This is a genomic window from Staphylococcus sp. MB377 (assembly GCF_001922505.1).
GTDB lineage: Bacteria > Bacillota > Bacilli > Staphylococcales > Staphylococcaceae > Staphylococcus > Staphylococcus haemolyticus.
The window spans coordinates 26,119-44,207 of sequence record NZ_MAON01000004.1 but is presented as its reverse complement, the minus strand read 5'-3'; the positions used below and the strand labels follow the sequence as shown (position 1 = coordinate 44,207).

Genomic DNA, 18,089 nt, shown 5'->3' with positions numbered 1-18,089 from the left:
CATAAGCGGGCATTTCCATAATTTTAAGTAAAGTAATCGTTGAGGTTTTCTTACCATTTTTTACTATAGAGAAATTTTCATTTTTAGTTGAACAATTTTCACAATGTGTAGGTTGATAAGTGAGCTCAGCATAGTAAAATAAGCTCATTCGTCCTTTGTGCTTTTTCTCAATCACTTCATCTGAAAAATTTAGATTTTTATCTTTAATTCTTAATGTATTTAATATAGACTTACACATAGGCGCATTACCTTTCTTTTTTATTTTGTGTGGTAACTAATAATTATAGAGGTAATTGCGCCATTTTTGTATTCAAACATAAAAATTGGACTGATGGTTTTTAGTCATCAGTCCAATTTATTATAGAGCCATTTTTACTTCGTACAATGCGTTTATTTCCTTTTTAGACAATGCTTTATTAATGCTATATAATAAGGATTATTGAGTATGAAAGTGAGATGACATTATGGGACGTAAATGGAATAATATTAAAGAGAAAAAGGCCCAAAAAGATAAAAATACAAGTAGAATATATGCGAAATTTGGTAAAGAAATATATGTAGCAGCCAAATCTGGTGAACCAGATCCTGAATCTAACCAAGCATTAAGATTAGTACTTGAAAGAGCGAAGACGTATTCAGTACCTAATCATATTATTGATAGAGCAATTGACAAAGCTAAAGGTGCAGGTGATGAAAATTATGATCACCTACGTTACGAAGGCTTTGGACCAAGTGGTTCAATGCTTATCGTAGATGCATTAACTAATAATGTAAATCGTACGGCTTCAGATGTGAGAGCTGCTTTCGGTAAAAATGGCGGAAATATGGGTGTATCAGGTTCTGTAGCTTACATGTTTGATCACACGGCTACTTTCGGCATTGAAGGTAAATCAGCTGATGACATTTTAGAGGCATTAATGGAACAAGATGTTGATGTTAGAGATGTAATTGAAGATGGAGATCTTACAATCGTTTATGCTGAACCAGACCAATTTGCTCATGTACAAGATGCATTACGTCAAACAGGTGTAGAAGAATTTAAAGTTGCTGAGTTTGAAATGTTACCTCAAACTGATATTGAATTATCAGAGGATGACCAAGCAACATTTGAGAAATTAATTGATGCACTCGAAGACCTTGAAGATGTTCAAAATGTTTTCCATAATGTGGATTTAAAATAATGAAGAAAAATGCAGATTATTGGATTAAACAACTTGATCTAACACCTCATCCAGAAGGTGGCTATTATAAAGAAACAATTCGAGAAACAATAAATGAGGCACAACGTGCACCATTCAGTAGTATATACTTCTTGTTAAATACTGGTGATATTTCTCATTTTCATCGTATCGATGCGGATGAAGTATGGTATTATCAGGCAGGTGAATCTTTGACCATTCATATGATTACACCTCAGGGGAACTATCAATCAGTACAATTAGGTGCTTCAATTGAAAATGGCGATGTATTGCAGTATTTAGTGCCTAAAGGTACTATTTTTGCATCGAGTTTAATAGACAGAGAAGGCTATAGTTTGGTTGGATGTATGTGCCAACCAGCATTTGATTTTAATCATTTTGAATTATTCACACAAGATGAGTTGTACAGTATGTATCCTCAACACGAGGCAATTATTAAACAATATGCCTTATTAAACATAGACCAATAGACTTAAAGGAGTGGGACAGAAATAATATTTCCCAAAATTTATTTCGTTGTATTACCAACTTGCTTAACTTGTAGAATTTCTTAATGAAATTCTTGTTGCTGGGGCCCCGAACCCCAACTTGCGTAGCTTGTAGAATTTCTTTAAGAAATTCTCTTTGTTGGGGCCCCGAACCCCAACTTGCGTAGCTTGTAGAATTTCTTTAAGAAATTCTCTTTGTTGGGGCCCCGAACCCCAACTTGCTTAACTTGTAGAATTTCTTAAAGAAATTCTCTTTGTTGGGGCCCGCCCACCAGGCAAGGTTGACTAGAATTAAAAAAAGCTTGTTACAAGCGCATTTTTAAATCAGTAAACTTCTGCCAATATATATTTATAGCCTGAGTCATTGAATTATGCTCAGGCTCTTTGTAGAATTCAATAAGGTGCTAATTAGCGCTGCCTAATAACTCATTAGATAGCTCTACAACATATTTTAATTTAGTCCATTGTTCTTCTTCTGTGAGCTGATTACCTTCTTCAGTTGAAGCGAATCCACATTGAGGGCTCAAACATATTTGATCTAGAGAGATGTATTGTTGTGCCTCTTTAATACGTTGTTTAATTAATTCTTTATCTTCAAGTTCGGGTGTCTTAGAAGTAATTAAACCTAGTACGGCATAAGCATCCTTATCAAAATAGCGTAAAGGCTCAAAGTCGCCAGAACGCTCATCATCATATTCTAAGAAAAATCCATGCAGGTGCTCTTTAAATAAATACGGAGCAATCGCTTCGTAACCACCTGAAATTGCCCATGCTGATTGATAGTTACCACGACAAATGTGTGTAGTTAAAATTAAATCCTTTGGAAGACCTTCGACAGCATCATTTACTACCTTATATGCTAATTTACGAGCTTGAACTTTTTCTTCATCTGTACGTTGACGTCCTCGAACTTTATGTGTACCGTCAGTCAGACCAGCCCAATATACATCGTCTATTTGTATGTACCTTGCACCTAAATCATAAAAATGTTGCAATGATTGGCGATAAGCTTCAGAAATATCATGAGCAAAGTCTTCAATATTTGGATAAATATCTTCATTCAATATGTTAGGGTGGAATAATTGGTTTGGACTCGGAATTGATACTTTTGCGGTAGCACGTCCATTAACTCTGTCATATAAGAATTTGAAATGGTCAAAATGGGGGTGATTAGGATTATATCTAACTTTATCAACTACTCTTACATTATGGGCACGCGTTTCTAGCCCTTCAAATTCTAGCCCGTGATCAGGAGTGTAACCTTCGACACCATCTAGATTTTCTAAGAAATCAAAGTGCCACCAACTTCTTCGAAATTCACCATCAGTAATACTATGTAAACCTATTTCTAATTGCTTCTCTATAATACGGTCGATTTCCTCATCTTCTATTTGTTTTAGCTCTGCACCACTGATTTCATTTTGATTATATTTAGCGCGAGCGTCCTTTAATCTTTGAGGTCGTAACAAACTTCCAACATGGTCTGCTTTAAAAGGTCTGTAAGTCAATAGCAGTTCCTCCTTTATCAATTTATTTAGAATTTTCAGATAATATAAATATAAACTATCAAATACGAGTATTTTTGTCAATTTTCCCTAAAAATTAATTAGTTGTAGTAAAATAAAATTGAAAATTTTTATATGTTTATGTGCGTAATTCAATTAAAAACGACCAAAGATGACATCAATTAGTTAGTTTAATATAATAATGACAAGGAGTTGGTGGCTTTATGAAAATTAAATATATAGATAAACGTCACTGGCGTCGCCTATTAGAACGTGATTACATAGAAGTTAAGGTAAATAATAATAGATTTAAGGGTATTATTGGCTTGGTCACGATGAAGAGGGTTCGTGAACCTTTAGAGGTGACGGTAGTAGGCCAGAATATAATTGTTGCTGATGACAATTATCAATGGTTGCAGATTTTGCCGGAAAAGAAACGATATAGTATTACTGCAATGTTTGATGATAAAGGAAATCCATTGGAGTATTACTTCGATATCAATATTAAGAATATTACTCAAAAGGGCAATGCTAGAACACTCGATTTATTCTTGGATGTGCTTGTGTTACCATCAACTGGAGAATATGAGCTCGTTGATGAAAATGATTTGAAATTAGCATTAAAAAATGAACAAATCACTAAAAAGCAATATCATGAAGCTTATATGATTGCGCATCAATTGATGATTGAAATCAATGAAAATTTTGATGATGTTAATAATCGAATTTTGTATTGCTATAACAAGATGGTTGGTAAGTTGAAAAAACCAAATTATAATAAGACGTATAAAAAACATATTCAACATCATAAGCCACATGTAAACAAAGGGAAATGATGGAACTCTAAGCCTTTAATATTAGGAGCGAAGCGGAACGATAAGTAAATGTGAAGCATTGTTTATATAGTTTTCGTTTCGGTCTTAAACTTTTTTTGTTGCTCATAGCCATGTTCATGAATAAACATTAGTAGGGGGAAGCTATGAAAATAGAAGACTATCGATTATTAATTACATTAGATGAAACCAAGACGTTACGTAAAGCAGCAGAAATATTATATATTTCTCAACCAGCTGTAACACAACGACTTAAAGCAATAGAGCATTCATTTGGTGTAGACATATTTATCCGTACAAAGAAACAATTAATCACTACCACTGAGGGTGCTATGATTATTGAGCACGCTCGTGACATGTTAAAACGAGAGCGTGTATTTTTTGATAAAATGCAAGCCCATATTGGAGAAGTGAATGGTACCATTTCAATTGGCTGCTCATCATTGATTGGTCAAACGTTATTACCAGAAGTATTAAGTTTATATAATTCACAATTTCCAAATGTTGAGATACAAGTTCAAGTAGGTTCTACGGAACAAATTAAAGCAAATCATAGAGACTATCATGTGATGATAACTCGAGGAAATAAAGTAATGAACTTGACTAATACACACCTCTTTGACGATGATCATTATTTTATCTACCCAAAAGAAAGAAAGAGCGAGGTTTCTAAATTACCTTTCATAGAGTTTCAAGCTGATCCTATCTATATTAATCAAATTAAAGAATGGTATAATGAGAATCTTGGACAAGACTATCACGCAACAATAACAGTGGATCAAGTTGCTACATGCAAAGAAATGTTAGTAAGTGGTGTAGGGGTTACGATTCTTCCGGAAATCATGATGAAAAATATAGATAAAAATATGTTCGAATTTGAAAAGGTAAACATCGACAATCAACCACTTATTCGCTCAACATTTATGAGTTATGACAGTAGCATGTTACAACTCCCTCAAGTTGAGTCATTTGTTACTTTGATGCTTAACTTTATTCGCTAATCATTAGGATAACGTGTAATTAAATAAGAATAGAGGTAGAAAAATGTTTGCAGCATTGTTGCATATAAAAAACTACAAATTATTCGTTGTGAATATGATGCTATTAGGTATGGGGATTGCCATCACAGTACCTTACTTCGTCTTATTCGCGACTAAAGAGCTAGGGATGACAACTAACCAATTCGGTATTCTACTTGCCCTAGCAGCAGTAAGTCAATTTACAGTCAATGCTATTGTCGCTCGCTTTTCAGATACGCATAGCATTAATAGAAAAGTACTCATCATTAGTGCACTAATGATGGGGGCTATTAGTTTCTCGATTTATTTTTATATTCATAATATTTGGTTGTTTATTATTGTATACGCTATTTTTCAAGGGTTATTCGCTCCAGCAATGCCACAATTATATGCATCTGCACGTGAATCCATTAACGTTTCATCTTCAAGAAATAATGCCAAATTTGCCAATACTGTTTTACGCTCTATGTTTTCTTTTGGTTTCTTATTTGGTCCGTTAATCGGAGCGTATTTAATTCAATTTATGGGATATGCTGGACTTTTTGGTGGCACCGTCTTTATTTTATTATTCACACTTGTTTTACAAATCTTCTTCTATAAAGATTTAAATTTATCAGCAAAAGAGCAAGTTGGTGGTACAGCCAATATTGAGAAGACTGCGCCTAATATGCTTAAAGATAAAACACTATTTATTCCATTTATAGCATTTATTTTATTACATATAGGTCAATGGATGTACACAATGAATATGCCGCTATTTGTCACAGATTATCTTAAGGAGCAAGAAGGATATGTAGGAACGCTAGCAAGTTTATGTGCCGGCTTAGAAGTTCCCTTTATGGTTATATTAGGTATGTTATCTGCTAAGTTAGCTACTCGAACGTTGTTAATCATAGGTGGAGTTAGTGGTGGTGCCTTCTATTTTAGTATTGGTGTTTTTGAAAATATCTATGCTATGATGATTGGACAAATCTTCTTAGCACTATTTTTAGCTATCTTACTCGGATTAGGTATTAGCTATTTCCAAGATATTTTACCTGATTTCCCAGGTTATGCTTCAACATTATTTGCGAATGCAATGGTAATTGGACAGTTGTTAGGAAATTTATTAGGTGGTGCAATGAGCCATTGGGTTGGATTGGAGAATGTTTTCTTCGTTTCAGCAACATCTATTTTCATAGGAATGATATTGATATTCTTTACGAAAGATCAAAAATATACGGAAGAGGATGTGAAAGTTAAGTAATGGAAGTTGTTTTATGGATATTAATACTATTATCATTTGTTTTAGCATTTGTAGGTTTAATTAAACCTATTATTCCATCTGTACTTGTGCTATGGGTAGGATTCTTAATTTATCAATTTGGATTCTCTCAATATGGGTTATCATGGATATTTTATGTAGCTATGATTTTGTTCACTGTATTTATTTTAGTATCTGACTTTTTAATGAATAAATACTTTGTAAATCGCTTTGGCGGTTCTAAACTGGGTGAGTATGCTGCGTTAATAGGTGTGATTGTTGGGTGCTTCGTCCTTCCACCATTCGGTATTATCATCGTACCTTTTATAGCAGTGCTCATTGTAGAATTAGTGCAAGATTTTGATTTTGGAAAAGCATTTAAAGCAAGCATTGGATCTGTAGTAGCATTTTTAGCGAGTTCAGTTGCACAAGCGTTAATTATGTTCATTATGGTCATTTGGTTCTTTATAGATGTGTTTTTAGTAGGATAATTAAAAAAAGGTTAAGTCATTCATATCAAAGTGGCTTTGAGTTTTCAATTCGTCTTTTGAGAACATCATTGCGCACGTACGATATAGATGCTTAACCTTTTTAATTTTTATAAAATGCTACTTTACAAGTCTTAGTTCATCGTGACAACGTATTATAAGATAGTATTTGAATCTTTGTTAACAAAATGATGTTGTATATAAAAAGCAATCGGCGTAATGATGGCTGAAATTATAATAAATGACCAATTACTAATAAGAATGTAAGGACCAAAAGCTAAAAATGATTGCGGAATAAAAAAGACATAAAATAGAGCGACTAACAGTAAAGCGATAATAGTGTAATTAAATAACCACACCCAATGTGAATTATTGAAACTTTGAAGTTGAACCGTCTTAAATATGACTAATATAAACATAAAAATAATAAATAAACCTGCTATGACACTAATCGGAAATGTATACAAGTAAACTTCATTATTATCTCCACCAATAAAAAAGCCAATAAAGCCTTTAAAGAAACAAAAAATACCAATTAAAAAAATAAAATTCCTGAAAATATACTTAAATATATTTTGAAACGTTTCATTAGGCAATGATTTAATTTCTTTTTTAGCATGTGCTTTTGGATTATGTTCGAAAAACTCTAATGCTAAAGTACCTTCATTCTCAGCTTCTAATAATCTTTTTAATATACGACTTAGCATTACCTCACTGTCATGCGGATTGACGCGTAAATCAGCGCGGATGTATGTCATATAATTTTCAAAGATTTCTCTATCTGTATTATTTAGGCGCAATGATTTTACATTATTTTCACGTGCTAATTTCGCAGTGGATTTCATTGACTAAGCTCCTTAACGTCTAAACTTATTTTATTTTTAAAAATAATAGATTATTATATGTTAAATATGGATAATCATACCATAGATAAATATAGAATATAATGTATAACATAAAGGAAGTCATTATGCGAAAACTAACTGTTAAAGATATGGAATGGATTGAATTCATCGCAAAGATACAAGAATATTATATTGAAAAGCGAGAAATACATTACAATGCGACACATCTATCAATTGGATTACGTCAAGATATGATTATTCAACGATTAAAGCACAGTAATGATATAATTTTAATTGAATTGAGCGAAGACATACGGCGCTTAATTTCGTTTATTTGGGGGCATTTTGAGGCAGTTCAAGAAAAAGTAATCACTGAGATGATATACACTGACCCTCATTTTCAAGGACTGGGTCATGCTAAGCGTCTAAAGATTGCTTTAGAAAATTGGGCGATTGAAATGGGTGCTAAATCAATTGAAGGTATGGTTGATGCTACAAATGATGCAATGATTGAGTTCAATAAAGCGAATGGTTATGCGATAAGTCATGTAAAAATGCGTAAAGACCTAAGGTAAACAAATGAATAGGTTCTTAATTCATGTTAAAATAATATTACTCATTCGTAATAAAGGAGAAAAGCATGAAAAAATGGTTGATACTTCTACTTTCTGCGACACTTATGTTGTCTGCTTGCGGTAAAAGTGATGAAAGAGCATCATTGGAGAAAGATGTTAAAGAACTTCAAAAAGAAAATGATGATTTGAAAAATCAAAAGAAAGACTTAGAAAAGCAAAAAGAGAAACTTAACGACCAACGTGAAAAGCTTCAAAAAGAAGTGGATGATTCAGTTGCGACAGAATCAGCTAAAGATGATTCGGAAAGTGATGAAAGTGATAGTAGTGACTCAAATCAATCATCAGATAGTGATACATACAAACAGTCTAAGAGCCAAAGTACCACTGAAAATAGCACGTCAAGTAACGAAACGAATACTTCTAAGACAAATGGTGGTAGTGATTCACAGCAATCTAATCCATCTAGTAATACTCAAGAGGGTCAATCAAATAGCGGTGAAAATGCTACAAGTGAACAAAGTAGCTCAGACGATACATCATCAAGTAGCCGTTAATAAAATTACTTAAATAATGAAGGCAATTTAGCCGGCCTCATACGTCAAGTTTGACATGTACGGATGTAGGGTAAACTAAATTTAAATCATTTACAATTCACATTTTAATCATTGTATAAATTAAGCTTAACTACATAATAAAACGTTTAAACATAAACTATAATATTGGAGAGATGACACATGCATGAACAAGATTTTCACATTTTAGAAGGTCGCGAAATCACATTACCTGAATTAGGACGTGAAATAGAAAATATTACTGGACGTACAATTGTTGATTCTACTGGTGAAATCAAACGTGTGGTTGCACACTTACCAAACTTTGAATCTGATACCGACACATTTGTAGCTACATTTAAACTTAACCATCGTAATGACTTTGTAGATGCAACTTTTGTTGCACCTAAAGATCAACGCGATTGTTTAAAAGAGATTCCAGTACACATTGAACTCGTTAGTTATATATCTAGAGGTTAATTAGTTACTCAATCAAATTTAAAGACGGATAAAGTGTGCTATGGTCTATATCCATATCGCACTTTTTACTCATGTATTTCTTTAAAATGGGGTGTTGAAAATGGCTACATATATAGAAACAGAAAGACTTAAATTACGAGACTGGAAGCAAGAAGATTTATTGCCATTTCAAAAGATGAATGCTAATCCTCAAGTGCGACGCTATTTTCCAAGTTTATTAAGTTATCGACGTTCTGAATTAGATATGAAAAAAATGGATGACATTATTAAAGAAAACGGTATAGGCTTATTTGCAGTTGAACTTAAAGAGACTGGCGAATGGCTTGGTTTTATTGGGGTTAATTATATACCTCAAGATAGCCAATACCCATTTGAGGAATTACCACTATATGAAATTGGATGGCGTCTTATTCCAGAAGTATGGGGTAACGGACTTGCCACTGAAGGTGCAACAGCTGTGTTAGCATTTGCCAAAGAAAAGGGGATTGAAGCTATTTATAGCTTTACTGCAGAAAATAATTTGCTTTCTAGAAAAGTAATGGAAAAAATTGGCATGACATTATATGACCATTTTGAATTACCAGAGTTAAGCAAATATCATATGTTAAAAAGACAAGTACGTTATTATAAACAATTATCAATATAAGATTAAAAGCGACATGAGATTGGATGGTTATATTATGTGATAAATAATCACTTTTATAAATATAATAGTCCAAAACATGTCGCTTTATAATTAATCGTATGTACGTATACCTAAGGGTTTAAAATTAAGTAACCCATTAATTAAATCTTCTTTAGAATTATATAAAGGTGCTAATTGTTTATATTTTTCATCAATAAATCCTTCTTCAATCATACTATTTATAAGTTGTTGAAGTGGATTGAAGAATCCATTTAAATTATAAACGGCAATTGGTTTTTCATGAATGCCAATTTGCGCCCAACTATAAGTCTCGAAAAATTCCTCAAGAGATCCAGCGCCACCAGGGGCCATTACAAAAGCATCTGCAAGTTCCGCCATTTTTTGTTTGCGTTCATGCATTGAATCTACAAGAATAAGTTCGCTCACTTTTTGACTAGTGATTTCTTTTTCATCTAACATCTTAGGCATTACACCAATAGCATGTCCACCGTGATCTAATACACCATCTTGAATTGCACCCATAATACCTACAGAACCTGCACCAAAAACTAATTCATAACCTTGCTCAGCCATATATTTACCAAGTTCGTATGCTTCTTTAACATAAATGGGGTCTTTACCTTTACTAGCACCGCAATATACTGCAATTCGCTTCATTATTCTTCCTCCTACAGTTGTTTGATAACTGATTTAAATGCACGCTCAAATTGTTTTTTATCTTCTTTTGAAAAAGGGGGAGGCCCTTTATGACGACCGCCTTGCTTTCTTATCTGTGCATTATTATAACGTTGTTGTAATAACATATCTATGTTACTTGAACGATACAAATGCCCTTTATGATCCATTACAATCTTAACTTTAGATAGTAATAAACTGGCAAGTCCATAATCTTGAGTTATTACAATGTCTTCTGGTGTAGCTAGCTTTACAATTTTATAGTCAACAGCATCAGGTCCATCATCAATATAAATTGTTTCAACGTGATCTGGGAGCACTTTATTTGAGTAATGGCTAAAGCTGCGTAAAATGGTAACAAAAATGCCTGTCCCATTAGTTAATTCAATTACTGAATCAACTACTGGACAAGCATCTCCATCAATGATTACACGTGTCATAAAGCGTTACGCCTTATTGTTATCTTCATTTTTATTTTGTGTAACAACACTTTCAGCTTCATGATCTTTGAACTTTTTCATTTCTTTGATGCGTGCTTTTTCTTCTTGCTTTTGTAATTTCTCTTCTTCTTTATGACGTTTATCAATATTTTTTTGGAGCTTTTTATCTAGCTTATTAACGTCTTTTTTATTATCTTTCTCAAGTTTTTCGCCTTTTTTCTCTGTCTCATCATCAAGTTTACCAGGAGTTAAACCAACTTTTTTTGATATTTTTGAGTTTTCTTCATGTTTTTAATGCGTTGTTTTTCGTTCTTTTCACGCTCTTTTTCTTCTTCTTTATGACGTTGTTCGATATTTTTTTGAAGTTTTTTATTCATTTTGTCAGCTTCTTTATAGTTTTTCTTAGCTAATTTTTCGCCTTTCTTCTGAATGTATTCAGGGTCATTTTCTTTTGCGATTTTCTTTAATTCACGTTTGTTGTCGAATTCTTGTTTTTTATCTCCTAAATACTCTTTTGCACCTGTTGCTTTATTCGCAATCGCTTGTCCTGCATTTGTCGTTGCATGAGTTGCTTTTTGTACCTCAGGATGAGATTTAATACGCTTACGTTCTACTACTAGTGGCACAATAATGATTGGTAAAACATTAATCGCCGTTTTAATGATTTTCTTTTTGTCCATACTCGTTGCCTCCATTAGATTTACTATTTATCTTCATTACCCTATGATACATCATACTAAACGAAGGAACTAGCTAGAACCCTTATATTAACTTGAGTAAAACTAGGTAGGTTAAGAGAGTGTCTTAGTCAGCTAATTGACTAAAAAAATCGCCAAAGATTAAATCTTTGACGATGTTATGTGACGTAAAGCCACTATTAGATTGATTTATAATTAACCTGAAATGCCTTGACCAATTCCAAAGCCGAAGTAAAGAATGGCTATAATTATTACCAATACGATTCGATAAATTGCAAATGGTACTAACTTAACTTTATTAATTAAGTGTAAGAATGTTTTGATTGCAATCAAGCCAACAATAAAGGCAGCCAAGAATCCAATTAAGTAAAATGGAATATGTGCAAGTTCAATATGTTGATAGTTTTTAACTAAAGATAGTGCACTTGCAGCTAGCATAATAGGTACAGCCATAATGAAGGTAAAGTCAGAAGCAGACTTATGATCTAACTTCATCAAGACACCTGTTGAAATCGTAGAGCCAGATCTACTGAAACCAGGCCACATTGCTACCGCTTGAGAGATACCAATTACGAATGCTTGAACATAATTGATTTGGTCAACTGACTTAGGATTTTGAACTTTTTTACTATATTTGTCTGCAATAATCATATAAATTGCACCTAAGAATAAACCAATCATTACAGTAGGAACACTAAATAAATGCGCTTCAATAAAATCGTCGAATAACACACCTAATATACCAGCTGGAATCATACCAACTAATACGTGTAGTAAATTTAATCGACGTGGTTTAGAACGGAATTCTTCATTTATTGAAGTGTTTCTATATTTGCCAATATGTAACATTTCGAAATAACGCTCACGGAATACCCATGCCGCAGCAAAAACAGAACCTAATTGAATTACGACTTTAAATGTAAAAGCTGAATGAGGACCTAGAAATTCAGTCGATTTTAACCACATATCATCCACTAGAATCATATGACCTGTAGATGAAACTGGAGCAAATTCAGTTAAACCTTCGACAATACCTAAGATAAGGCCCTTGATAAACTCGATAATAATCATAAGTAACCTCTTTCTTTTATTAAAAATTTAAAATATTGTTGTCTTTCAATATATTGTTGTCAAAATTCACTTTTCTATAATATCATAACGCATCAAATCAACGCTAATAATAATGAGATAACTAATAATTGATTTTATATACAATATATCGCAGTACCTTTATTAATTTACTGATATAACGTAACTTATCGCAACGGACTTAAGGATGAGATGTTATGTTCATTATATTGTCACTGTTTTTCAAAAGATATTAAATGATAAACATTTAAGAACCTTTTATAATAATAAATTAGGTGAAGATAAAGTGAAAAAACTAATGAATTTAGTCTTTAATTATAAAGTATTTCCATTATTTATGGGAATTGTGAGTATGTTCTTAGCAATAACAGTAGTGGTTCAGAATATAAGTATTGCGAGTTTTTTAAATCGAGTGCTTTACAATCATTTGAGTTCTGTAAATTCATTATTGATTATCATATTAATCGTTTTAATTCTTAGAGCAACATTGAATATGATTAACTTAAGATTAGGTGATACGTTAGCTGGCAAAGTTAAACATCAATTGCGTCGAGAAGTTGTTTTGAAAGAATCAACTATTGCTACAGGAACGCAAATTAATATTTTAACAGAGACAATAGACGGACTATCCCCGTTTTTTAAAAATTATTTGCCACAGGTCTTTAAATCTATGATGATCCCTTTAATGATTATCATAGCAATGTGTTTTATTCATTTAAATACTGCATTAATAATGATAGTTACAGCACCGTTTATTCCACTTTTTTATATCATTTTTGGACTTAAAACACGTGATGAATCAAAAGATCAAATGACGTATTTAAATCAGTTTAGCCAACGTTTTCTTAATGTGTCTAAGGGACTGATTACACTTAAACTTTTTAGACAGACAGCCCACACGAAAAAACAAGTATACGAAGATAGTACACAATTTCGAGATTTAACGATGCGCATATTAAAGAGTGCATTTTTATCAAGTTTGATGCTCGAATTCATAAGTATGCTTGGTATTGGATTGGTTGCATTAGAAGCAGCATTAAGTCTTGTTGTTTTTCATAATATTGATTTTAAAACAGCAGCTATTGCAATTATATTAGCTCCTGAATTTTATAATGCTATAAAAGATTTAGGACAAGCTTTCCACACAGGTAAACAAAGTGAGGGTGCTAGTGATGTAGTTTTTGAATTTTTAGATTCTGAAAATACACCGCTTACTAATCGAGAAATAGTAAAAGAGCAACAAGAATCACTTATTAAGATGCGCAACGTCAATTACCAATATCCTAATAGTCCTTCTTATGCCATTCGTGATATATCGCTCAAGATAGATAAGGGTGAAAATATAGCTATTGTAGGACCAAGTGGTGCAGGTAAAACGACTTTATCAAAATTACTTACTCAAATAGTACGTCCGACGAGTGGGCATGTGTCCTTTAACAAATGTGTTAATCAAATTGGAATGCTCAGTCAAAATCCTTTTATTTTTTCAGCATCAATTAAAGACAACATAGCAATGTTTAAAAAAGTTGATGACGACCAAATTCTTCATGTGTTAGAGATGGTTGGGCTAAAAGAAAAGGTTATGTCTCTAAAAAATGATATTCATAGCAGAATAGGTGAAGGTGGAGAAATGCTATCAGGCGGACAAATGCGTCGTATTGAGTTATCAAGGGTATTATTGATGAATCCTGATATTGTTGTTTTTGATGAACCTACGACTGGCCTGGATATAGAGACTGAAACTGTTATCCAACAAGTTATCGCACAACATTTTGAAGGGGTAACGATGATTATGATTGCGCATCGCGATTCAACGATTCGTCAAGCAACGCGACGATTATTTATAAAAGATGGTTACTTAGTTGAAGATGATCAAACGATTTCTGTAAGACTTGAAAAGGGTGGTGACTTAGTGTGAAATCACAAATTCGATTTCGACCTGACAAATATTTAATATTAGCAATATTGACGGGTGTTATTGGGAGTGTCGTTGCATTAGCAATGTTCTTCTTAAGTGGGTACATGGTAACTCAAAGTGCTTTAGGCGCACCTTTATATGCATTAATGGTGTTAGTTGTATCAGTTAAGTTATTCGGGTTTATACGTGCGATTGCAAGATACGAGGAGCGTTTACTATCACATAAAACGACATTTACAATGTTACGAGATGTTCGGGTTCAATTTTTAGAAACATTAATCCCTAGAGTACCTAATTTATATCGCCAATATTCATCTGCTGATTTATTGACTAAAATGATAAGCAAAGTCGAAGCTTTACAAAACATCTATTTAAGAGTCTATTATCCACCGGTTGTCATTGGTTTCACAGCAATTATTGCAGCAGTAACATTGGTATATTTTAGTGTTATGCATGCTATAGTTATCATTATAAGTATGTTGTGTTCACTTTGGCTTGTACCGTGGTTGAGTGCCAAACGTGCAGGTAAATTGAAGCAACAAGTTGAACAACAGCAACAAACTACGATTACCCAATTTTATGATTATAAAGAAGGCTATGCTGAGTTAAATCGTTTTAACAATGCAGAAGCCTATCGTGAAGATTTAATGAACGCATTAGAATCGTATGACAAAATGCAATCGAAAGAAACGAGATTTTTAACTTTATATGATTATATGCTAAATATAATCGCAATGATCGCGATATTTGCTACCTTAGCATTGGGATTTATTCAAGTTAAAGAAGGACAATTAAATGTTGTGTATTTAACGAGTATTGTTTTGATGATGTTAACTTTATTCGAACAAACAGTGCCTATGAGTAACTTTGCATATTACAAAGCAGATACAGATGAAGCGTTAAATAGTTTAAATGATGTTCTATCATATCCAGTAGATCAATCTAAGCAATCATTGGTAACAAAACAGAGTAACGTCTACAATATTAGGAATGTATCGTTTAGTTATGAACATCAAGAATTACCAACGTTATCCAATATTAATTTAACTGTTGGGAAAGGGGAAAAAGTAGCGATTGTTGGACCATCTGGTTCAGGTAAAAGTACATTATTACAAATTATGAGTGGTTTGTACGATATCGATGAAGGACAAGTTTCTCTCCATGGTCAGAACATATCACAACTAGATGAAGACATTCGCTTTGAAAAGCTTAATGTTCTTTTACAATCACAACAATTATTTGATGGTACATTACGTTACAATATGTTCTCTAGTAAAAGTGATGATGTCATTCAACGTGTCTTAACGAGCCTCAATTTAGGCTATCTAGATTTAGAAAAAACAATCACTTTAGATGGAAATACATTATCAGGTGGTGAGATGCAACGTATTGCATTAGGTCGACTTTTTCTAAAAGGTTCCCCAATATGGTTATTAGATGAACCAACGACTGCATTAGATGAGGATAATACTAAACAAGTGATGCAATTGATTGATGAACAAGTTGAAACATTGGTTATTGCAACGCATGATTTAAAATTACTGCCATATTTCGACAAGATAGTTGTTCTTATTGATGGACAGATTAAAGAGCAAGGGAGTTATGATGAACTAAGTCATGGCAACCATTATTTAAGTCGTTTATTAAAAATGAATTAGACAATGTTTAAATATACGCATACGTTGCCTTAAAACGAAAAACCTGAGGTATCTGTTATAGATAACTCAGGTTTTTCGTTATTGATAAATATATAGTAATTTGATTCGAAACGAATAACTTTAATTGGCTTAGTATTAGCATGTCATTTTACTTTGACTCGGTAAAAGCATTGATGACTTTTCCCAATAGACGATTGAGTTCATGTACTTCATCATTACTTAAAGAAGAAGCATTCGCGACTTTTTGAGATGCATCGCTTAATTCAGGTTTGATTTTTTCGCTTTTCTCAGTAAGATGAATAAATACTTCACGTTGATCAACTTCAGATCGTTCGCGTTTGATGAGGTCAACTTGTTCCATTCTTTTTAATAAAGGTGATACAGTACCAGTATCTAAAGCTAGTTCTGTAACTACCTTTTTAACATTTACAGGAGATTCATCCCATAAAATACTTAGCACTAAAAATTGTGGGTACGTAAGATTGTACTTTTTAAAGACTTTATTTGAATAGTAGCGATTAACTTGTCTTTGTGCATTGTACAAACTAAAGCAGAGTTGCTCTTTCAAATTATGTTGTTCAGACATTAAAGTTCTCCTCCAGACATTCTATCCGTCTCTCTATGTTTCGGATTAAATTTCGTCTATGTTGTATAAAATATAACTTGCAACACACTTCGTCTCAATGCCATGCTAAAATTAAAGTATGTTTAAATTCTAGAAGATATTTCTATTTTAATCAAGTGTAATCTAAAATAAATACATATATTATCATATTCAAATTAATTTTAAAAAGAAAAGAGATTTTAAAATGATAAATAATAAAAATGAAAAAATATCAATTACAATCGTAAATGGCTTTTTAGGAAGTGGTAAAACTACATTTCTAAAACATTATATAGAGCAATTATTAAAAAAAGATGAGAAAATAACAATTATAATGAATGAATTTGGATCTTTTGACGTTGATAGTTTATTACTTGGAAATGATGTTTCTATTCATTCATTAATTAATGGCTGCGTATGCTGTGATTTAAATAACGATTTAGTTAACCAATTAAAACAGTTGATTGATCAAACAGATACGAGTCATATTCTTATAGAAGCAACTGGTTTAGCGCATCCCCTTGAGATTTATTCGGCTTGCCAAGACCCTACAATAATAAAAAATATTCACGAACCAACAATTATTGGTATTGTAGATGCACAAAGATTCACTAAAAAAGAAGTCTATAGTCCTTCAACAACTCAGTTATTAGAAGAACAATTACGTTATAGTGATACGATAATACTAAATAAAATTGATTTAATAGGTGAAGAAGCACTTAACGACGTTAAAGAAAATTTAAATAAACTCAATCCACAAGCGCCTATAATTATTACTACTTATAGTCAATTTAACGATGAACAAATCAATGGTAAAGTGATTCAACATAATGAAATTCAGCATAAACATACACATCATCATGGGATTCAGTCGATGCAGTATACATTTACAGCAGCAATAGACCGTCAGTTATTTTATCAATTTATTATGCGTTTGCCAGATAGTGTACTTCGCTTAAAAGGATTTGTGAAGTTTAGAGATCTACCAGAAGTAACATATGAATTTCAATATGCAATGGGCTTACCTGATTATGGCATTATCGATAAAGACGTACCGATGACTATCGTTATCATTGGAGAGTCATTAGATACAGATAGATTACGTAATCAACTTGATATGATTCAATTCACATAA

At 32.6% G+C, this 18,089-nt stretch carries 19 protein-coding genes and 2 pseudogenes; 13 read left to right on the top strand and 8 right to left on the bottom strand.

Features of this window, described 5'->3' with window-relative positions; all coding sequences use genetic code 11:
* Window positions 1–238 (bottom strand): annotated as a pseudogene (locus BB045_RS01160) (ISL3 family transposase); the annotation flags it as partial.
* 226 nt (window positions 239–464) lie between these two features.
* Between BB045_RS01160 and BB045_RS01155 the strand changes: the two are divergent.
* Both BB045_RS01155 and BB045_RS01150 read left to right on the top strand, forming a co-directional pair.
* Window positions 465–1,181, top strand: a complete 717-nt coding sequence (locus tag BB045_RS01155; protein ID WP_011276485.1) for a YebC/PmpR family DNA-binding transcriptional regulator — start codon at window positions 465–467, stop codon at window positions 1,179–1,181.
* Window positions 1,181–1,669 carry a cupin domain-containing protein gene (locus tag BB045_RS01150; RefSeq protein ID WP_075140408.1) on the top strand — a complete coding sequence of 163 codons (489 nt, stop codon included), beginning with the start codon at window positions 1,181–1,183 and terminating at the stop codon, window positions 1,667–1,669. Before BB045_RS01155 ends, BB045_RS01150 begins: the two co-directional genes overlap by 1 nt.
* A 422-nt stretch (window positions 1,670–2,091) precedes the next feature.
* Here BB045_RS01150 and BB045_RS01145 read toward each other — a convergent pair whose 3' ends face one another.
* On the bottom strand, window positions 2,092–3,195 hold the full coding sequence (locus tag BB045_RS01145; RefSeq protein ID WP_075140407.1) for a 5-methyltetrahydropteroyltriglutamate--homocysteine S-methyltransferase: 1,104 nt from the start codon (window positions 3,193–3,195) through the stop codon (window positions 2,092–2,094).
* A gap of 221 nt (window positions 3,196–3,416) precedes the next feature.
* On the opposite strand from BB045_RS01145, the gene BB045_RS01140 reads away from it, so the two are divergent.
* The 4 genes from BB045_RS01140 (at window position 3,417) to BB045_RS01125 (ending at window position 6,778) form a co-directional block, all read left to right on the top strand.
* Complete coding sequence (locus BB045_RS01140; protein ID WP_075140406.1) at window positions 3,417–4,028, top strand: ribonuclease FAU-1 family protein; 612 nt, start codon at window positions 3,417–3,419, stop codon at window positions 4,026–4,028.
* 143 nt (window positions 4,029–4,171) lie between these two features.
* Window positions 4,172–5,026, top strand: a complete 855-nt coding sequence (locus BB045_RS01135; protein WP_011276481.1) for a LysR family transcriptional regulator — start codon at window positions 4,172–4,174, stop codon at window positions 5,024–5,026.
* A gap of 43 nt (window positions 5,027–5,069) precedes the next feature.
* Entirely contained in the window at window positions 5,070–6,290 is a 1,221-nt protein-coding gene (locus BB045_RS01130; protein WP_070581453.1) for an MFS transporter, read from the top strand.
* Window positions 6,290–6,778 (top strand): DUF456 domain-containing protein, encoded by a 489-nt coding sequence (locus BB045_RS01125; protein WP_070581452.1) that lies wholly within the window; start codon window positions 6,290–6,292, stop codon window positions 6,776–6,778. Before BB045_RS01130 ends, BB045_RS01125 begins: the two co-directional genes overlap by 1 nt.
* A gap of 152 nt (window positions 6,779–6,930) precedes the next feature.
* On the opposite strand, the gene BB045_RS01120 is transcribed toward BB045_RS01125, so the two are convergent.
* Complete coding sequence (locus tag BB045_RS01120) at window positions 6,931–7,620, bottom strand: DUF1129 family protein (protein ID WP_011276478.1); 690 nt, start codon at window positions 7,618–7,620, stop codon at window positions 6,931–6,933.
* Between the two features lie 125 nt (window positions 7,621–7,745).
* Between BB045_RS01120 and BB045_RS01115 the strand changes: the two genes are divergently transcribed.
* The 4 genes from BB045_RS01115 (at window position 7,746) to BB045_RS01100 (ending at window position 9,872) form a co-directional block, all read left to right on the top strand.
* Window positions 7,746–8,195 carry a GNAT family N-acetyltransferase gene (locus BB045_RS01115; RefSeq protein WP_070581451.1) on the top strand — a complete coding sequence of 150 codons (450 nt, stop codon included), beginning with the start codon at window positions 7,746–7,748 and terminating at the stop codon, window positions 8,193–8,195.
* A 65-nt stretch (window positions 8,196–8,260) separates the two neighbouring features.
* Window positions 8,261–8,749: an SA0632 family lipoprotein gene (locus BB045_RS01110; RefSeq protein ID WP_070581450.1), complete on the top strand. Its 489-nt coding sequence runs from the start codon at window positions 8,261–8,263 to the stop codon at window positions 8,747–8,749.
* Between the two features lie 180 nt (window positions 8,750–8,929).
* Complete coding sequence (locus BB045_RS01105; protein ID WP_070581449.1) at window positions 8,930–9,226, top strand: hypothetical protein; 297 nt, start codon at window positions 8,930–8,932, stop codon at window positions 9,224–9,226.
* Window positions 9,227–9,326: 100 nt separating this feature from the next.
* Window positions 9,327–9,872, top strand: a complete 546-nt coding sequence (locus BB045_RS01100) for a GNAT family N-acetyltransferase (RefSeq protein ID WP_070581448.1) — start codon at window positions 9,327–9,329, stop codon at window positions 9,870–9,872.
* Between the two features lie 90 nt (window positions 9,873–9,962).
* On the opposite strand, the gene BB045_RS01095 is transcribed toward BB045_RS01100, so the two are convergent.
* From BB045_RS01095 to BB045_RS01080, 4 genes and pseudogenes are all read right to left on the bottom strand, one after another.
* The gene (locus BB045_RS01095; RefSeq protein WP_037549149.1) at window positions 9,963–10,529 is read right to left on the bottom strand and encodes an LOG family protein; all 567 of its coding nucleotides are present in this window, start codon (window positions 10,527–10,529) and stop codon (window positions 9,963–9,965) included.
* Between the two features lie 11 nt (window positions 10,530–10,540).
* Window positions 10,541–10,987 (bottom strand): YaiI/YqxD family protein, encoded by a 447-nt coding sequence (locus tag BB045_RS01090; protein ID WP_075140405.1) that lies wholly within the window; start codon window positions 10,985–10,987, stop codon window positions 10,541–10,543.
* Between the two features lie 6 nt (window positions 10,988–10,993).
* Window positions 10,994–11,667: pseudogene (locus BB045_RS01085) on the bottom strand (hypothetical protein).
* A 213-nt stretch (window positions 11,668–11,880) separates the two neighbouring features.
* Window positions 11,881–12,756 carry an undecaprenyl-diphosphate phosphatase gene (locus tag BB045_RS01080; RefSeq protein WP_070581446.1) on the bottom strand — a complete coding sequence of 292 codons (876 nt, stop codon included), beginning with the start codon at window positions 12,754–12,756 and terminating at the stop codon, window positions 11,881–11,883.
* Window positions 12,757–13,060: 304 nt separating this feature from the next.
* On the opposite strand from BB045_RS01080, the gene BB045_RS01075 reads away from it, so the two are divergent.
* Together BB045_RS01075 and BB045_RS01070 are read left to right on the top strand one after the other, a co-directional pair.
* A complete protein-coding gene (locus BB045_RS01075) occupies window positions 13,061–14,692 on the top strand; it encodes an ABC transporter ATP-binding protein/permease (RefSeq protein WP_070581445.1) in 1,632 nt (543 codons plus the stop codon).
* Window positions 14,689–16,350, top strand: coding sequence for an amino acid ABC transporter ATP-binding/permease protein (locus BB045_RS01070; RefSeq protein ID WP_070678469.1), 1,662 nt, complete (start codon window positions 14,689–14,691; stop codon window positions 16,348–16,350). The genes BB045_RS01075 and BB045_RS01070 overlap by 4 nt, the downstream gene beginning before the upstream one ends.
* 148 nt (window positions 16,351–16,498) lie before the next feature.
* On the opposite strand, the gene mgrA is transcribed toward BB045_RS01070, so the two are convergent.
* Window positions 16,499–16,936, bottom strand: a complete 438-nt coding sequence (gene mgrA, locus BB045_RS01065) for a global transcriptional regulator MgrA (protein ID WP_053024932.1) — start codon at window positions 16,934–16,936, stop codon at window positions 16,499–16,501.
* A 223-nt stretch (window positions 16,937–17,159) separates the two neighbouring features.
* Between mgrA and BB045_RS01060 the strand changes: the two genes are divergently transcribed.
* Window positions 17,160–18,089 (top strand): CobW family GTP-binding protein, encoded by a 930-nt coding sequence (locus BB045_RS01060; protein ID WP_070441887.1) that lies wholly within the window; start codon window positions 17,160–17,162, stop codon window positions 18,087–18,089.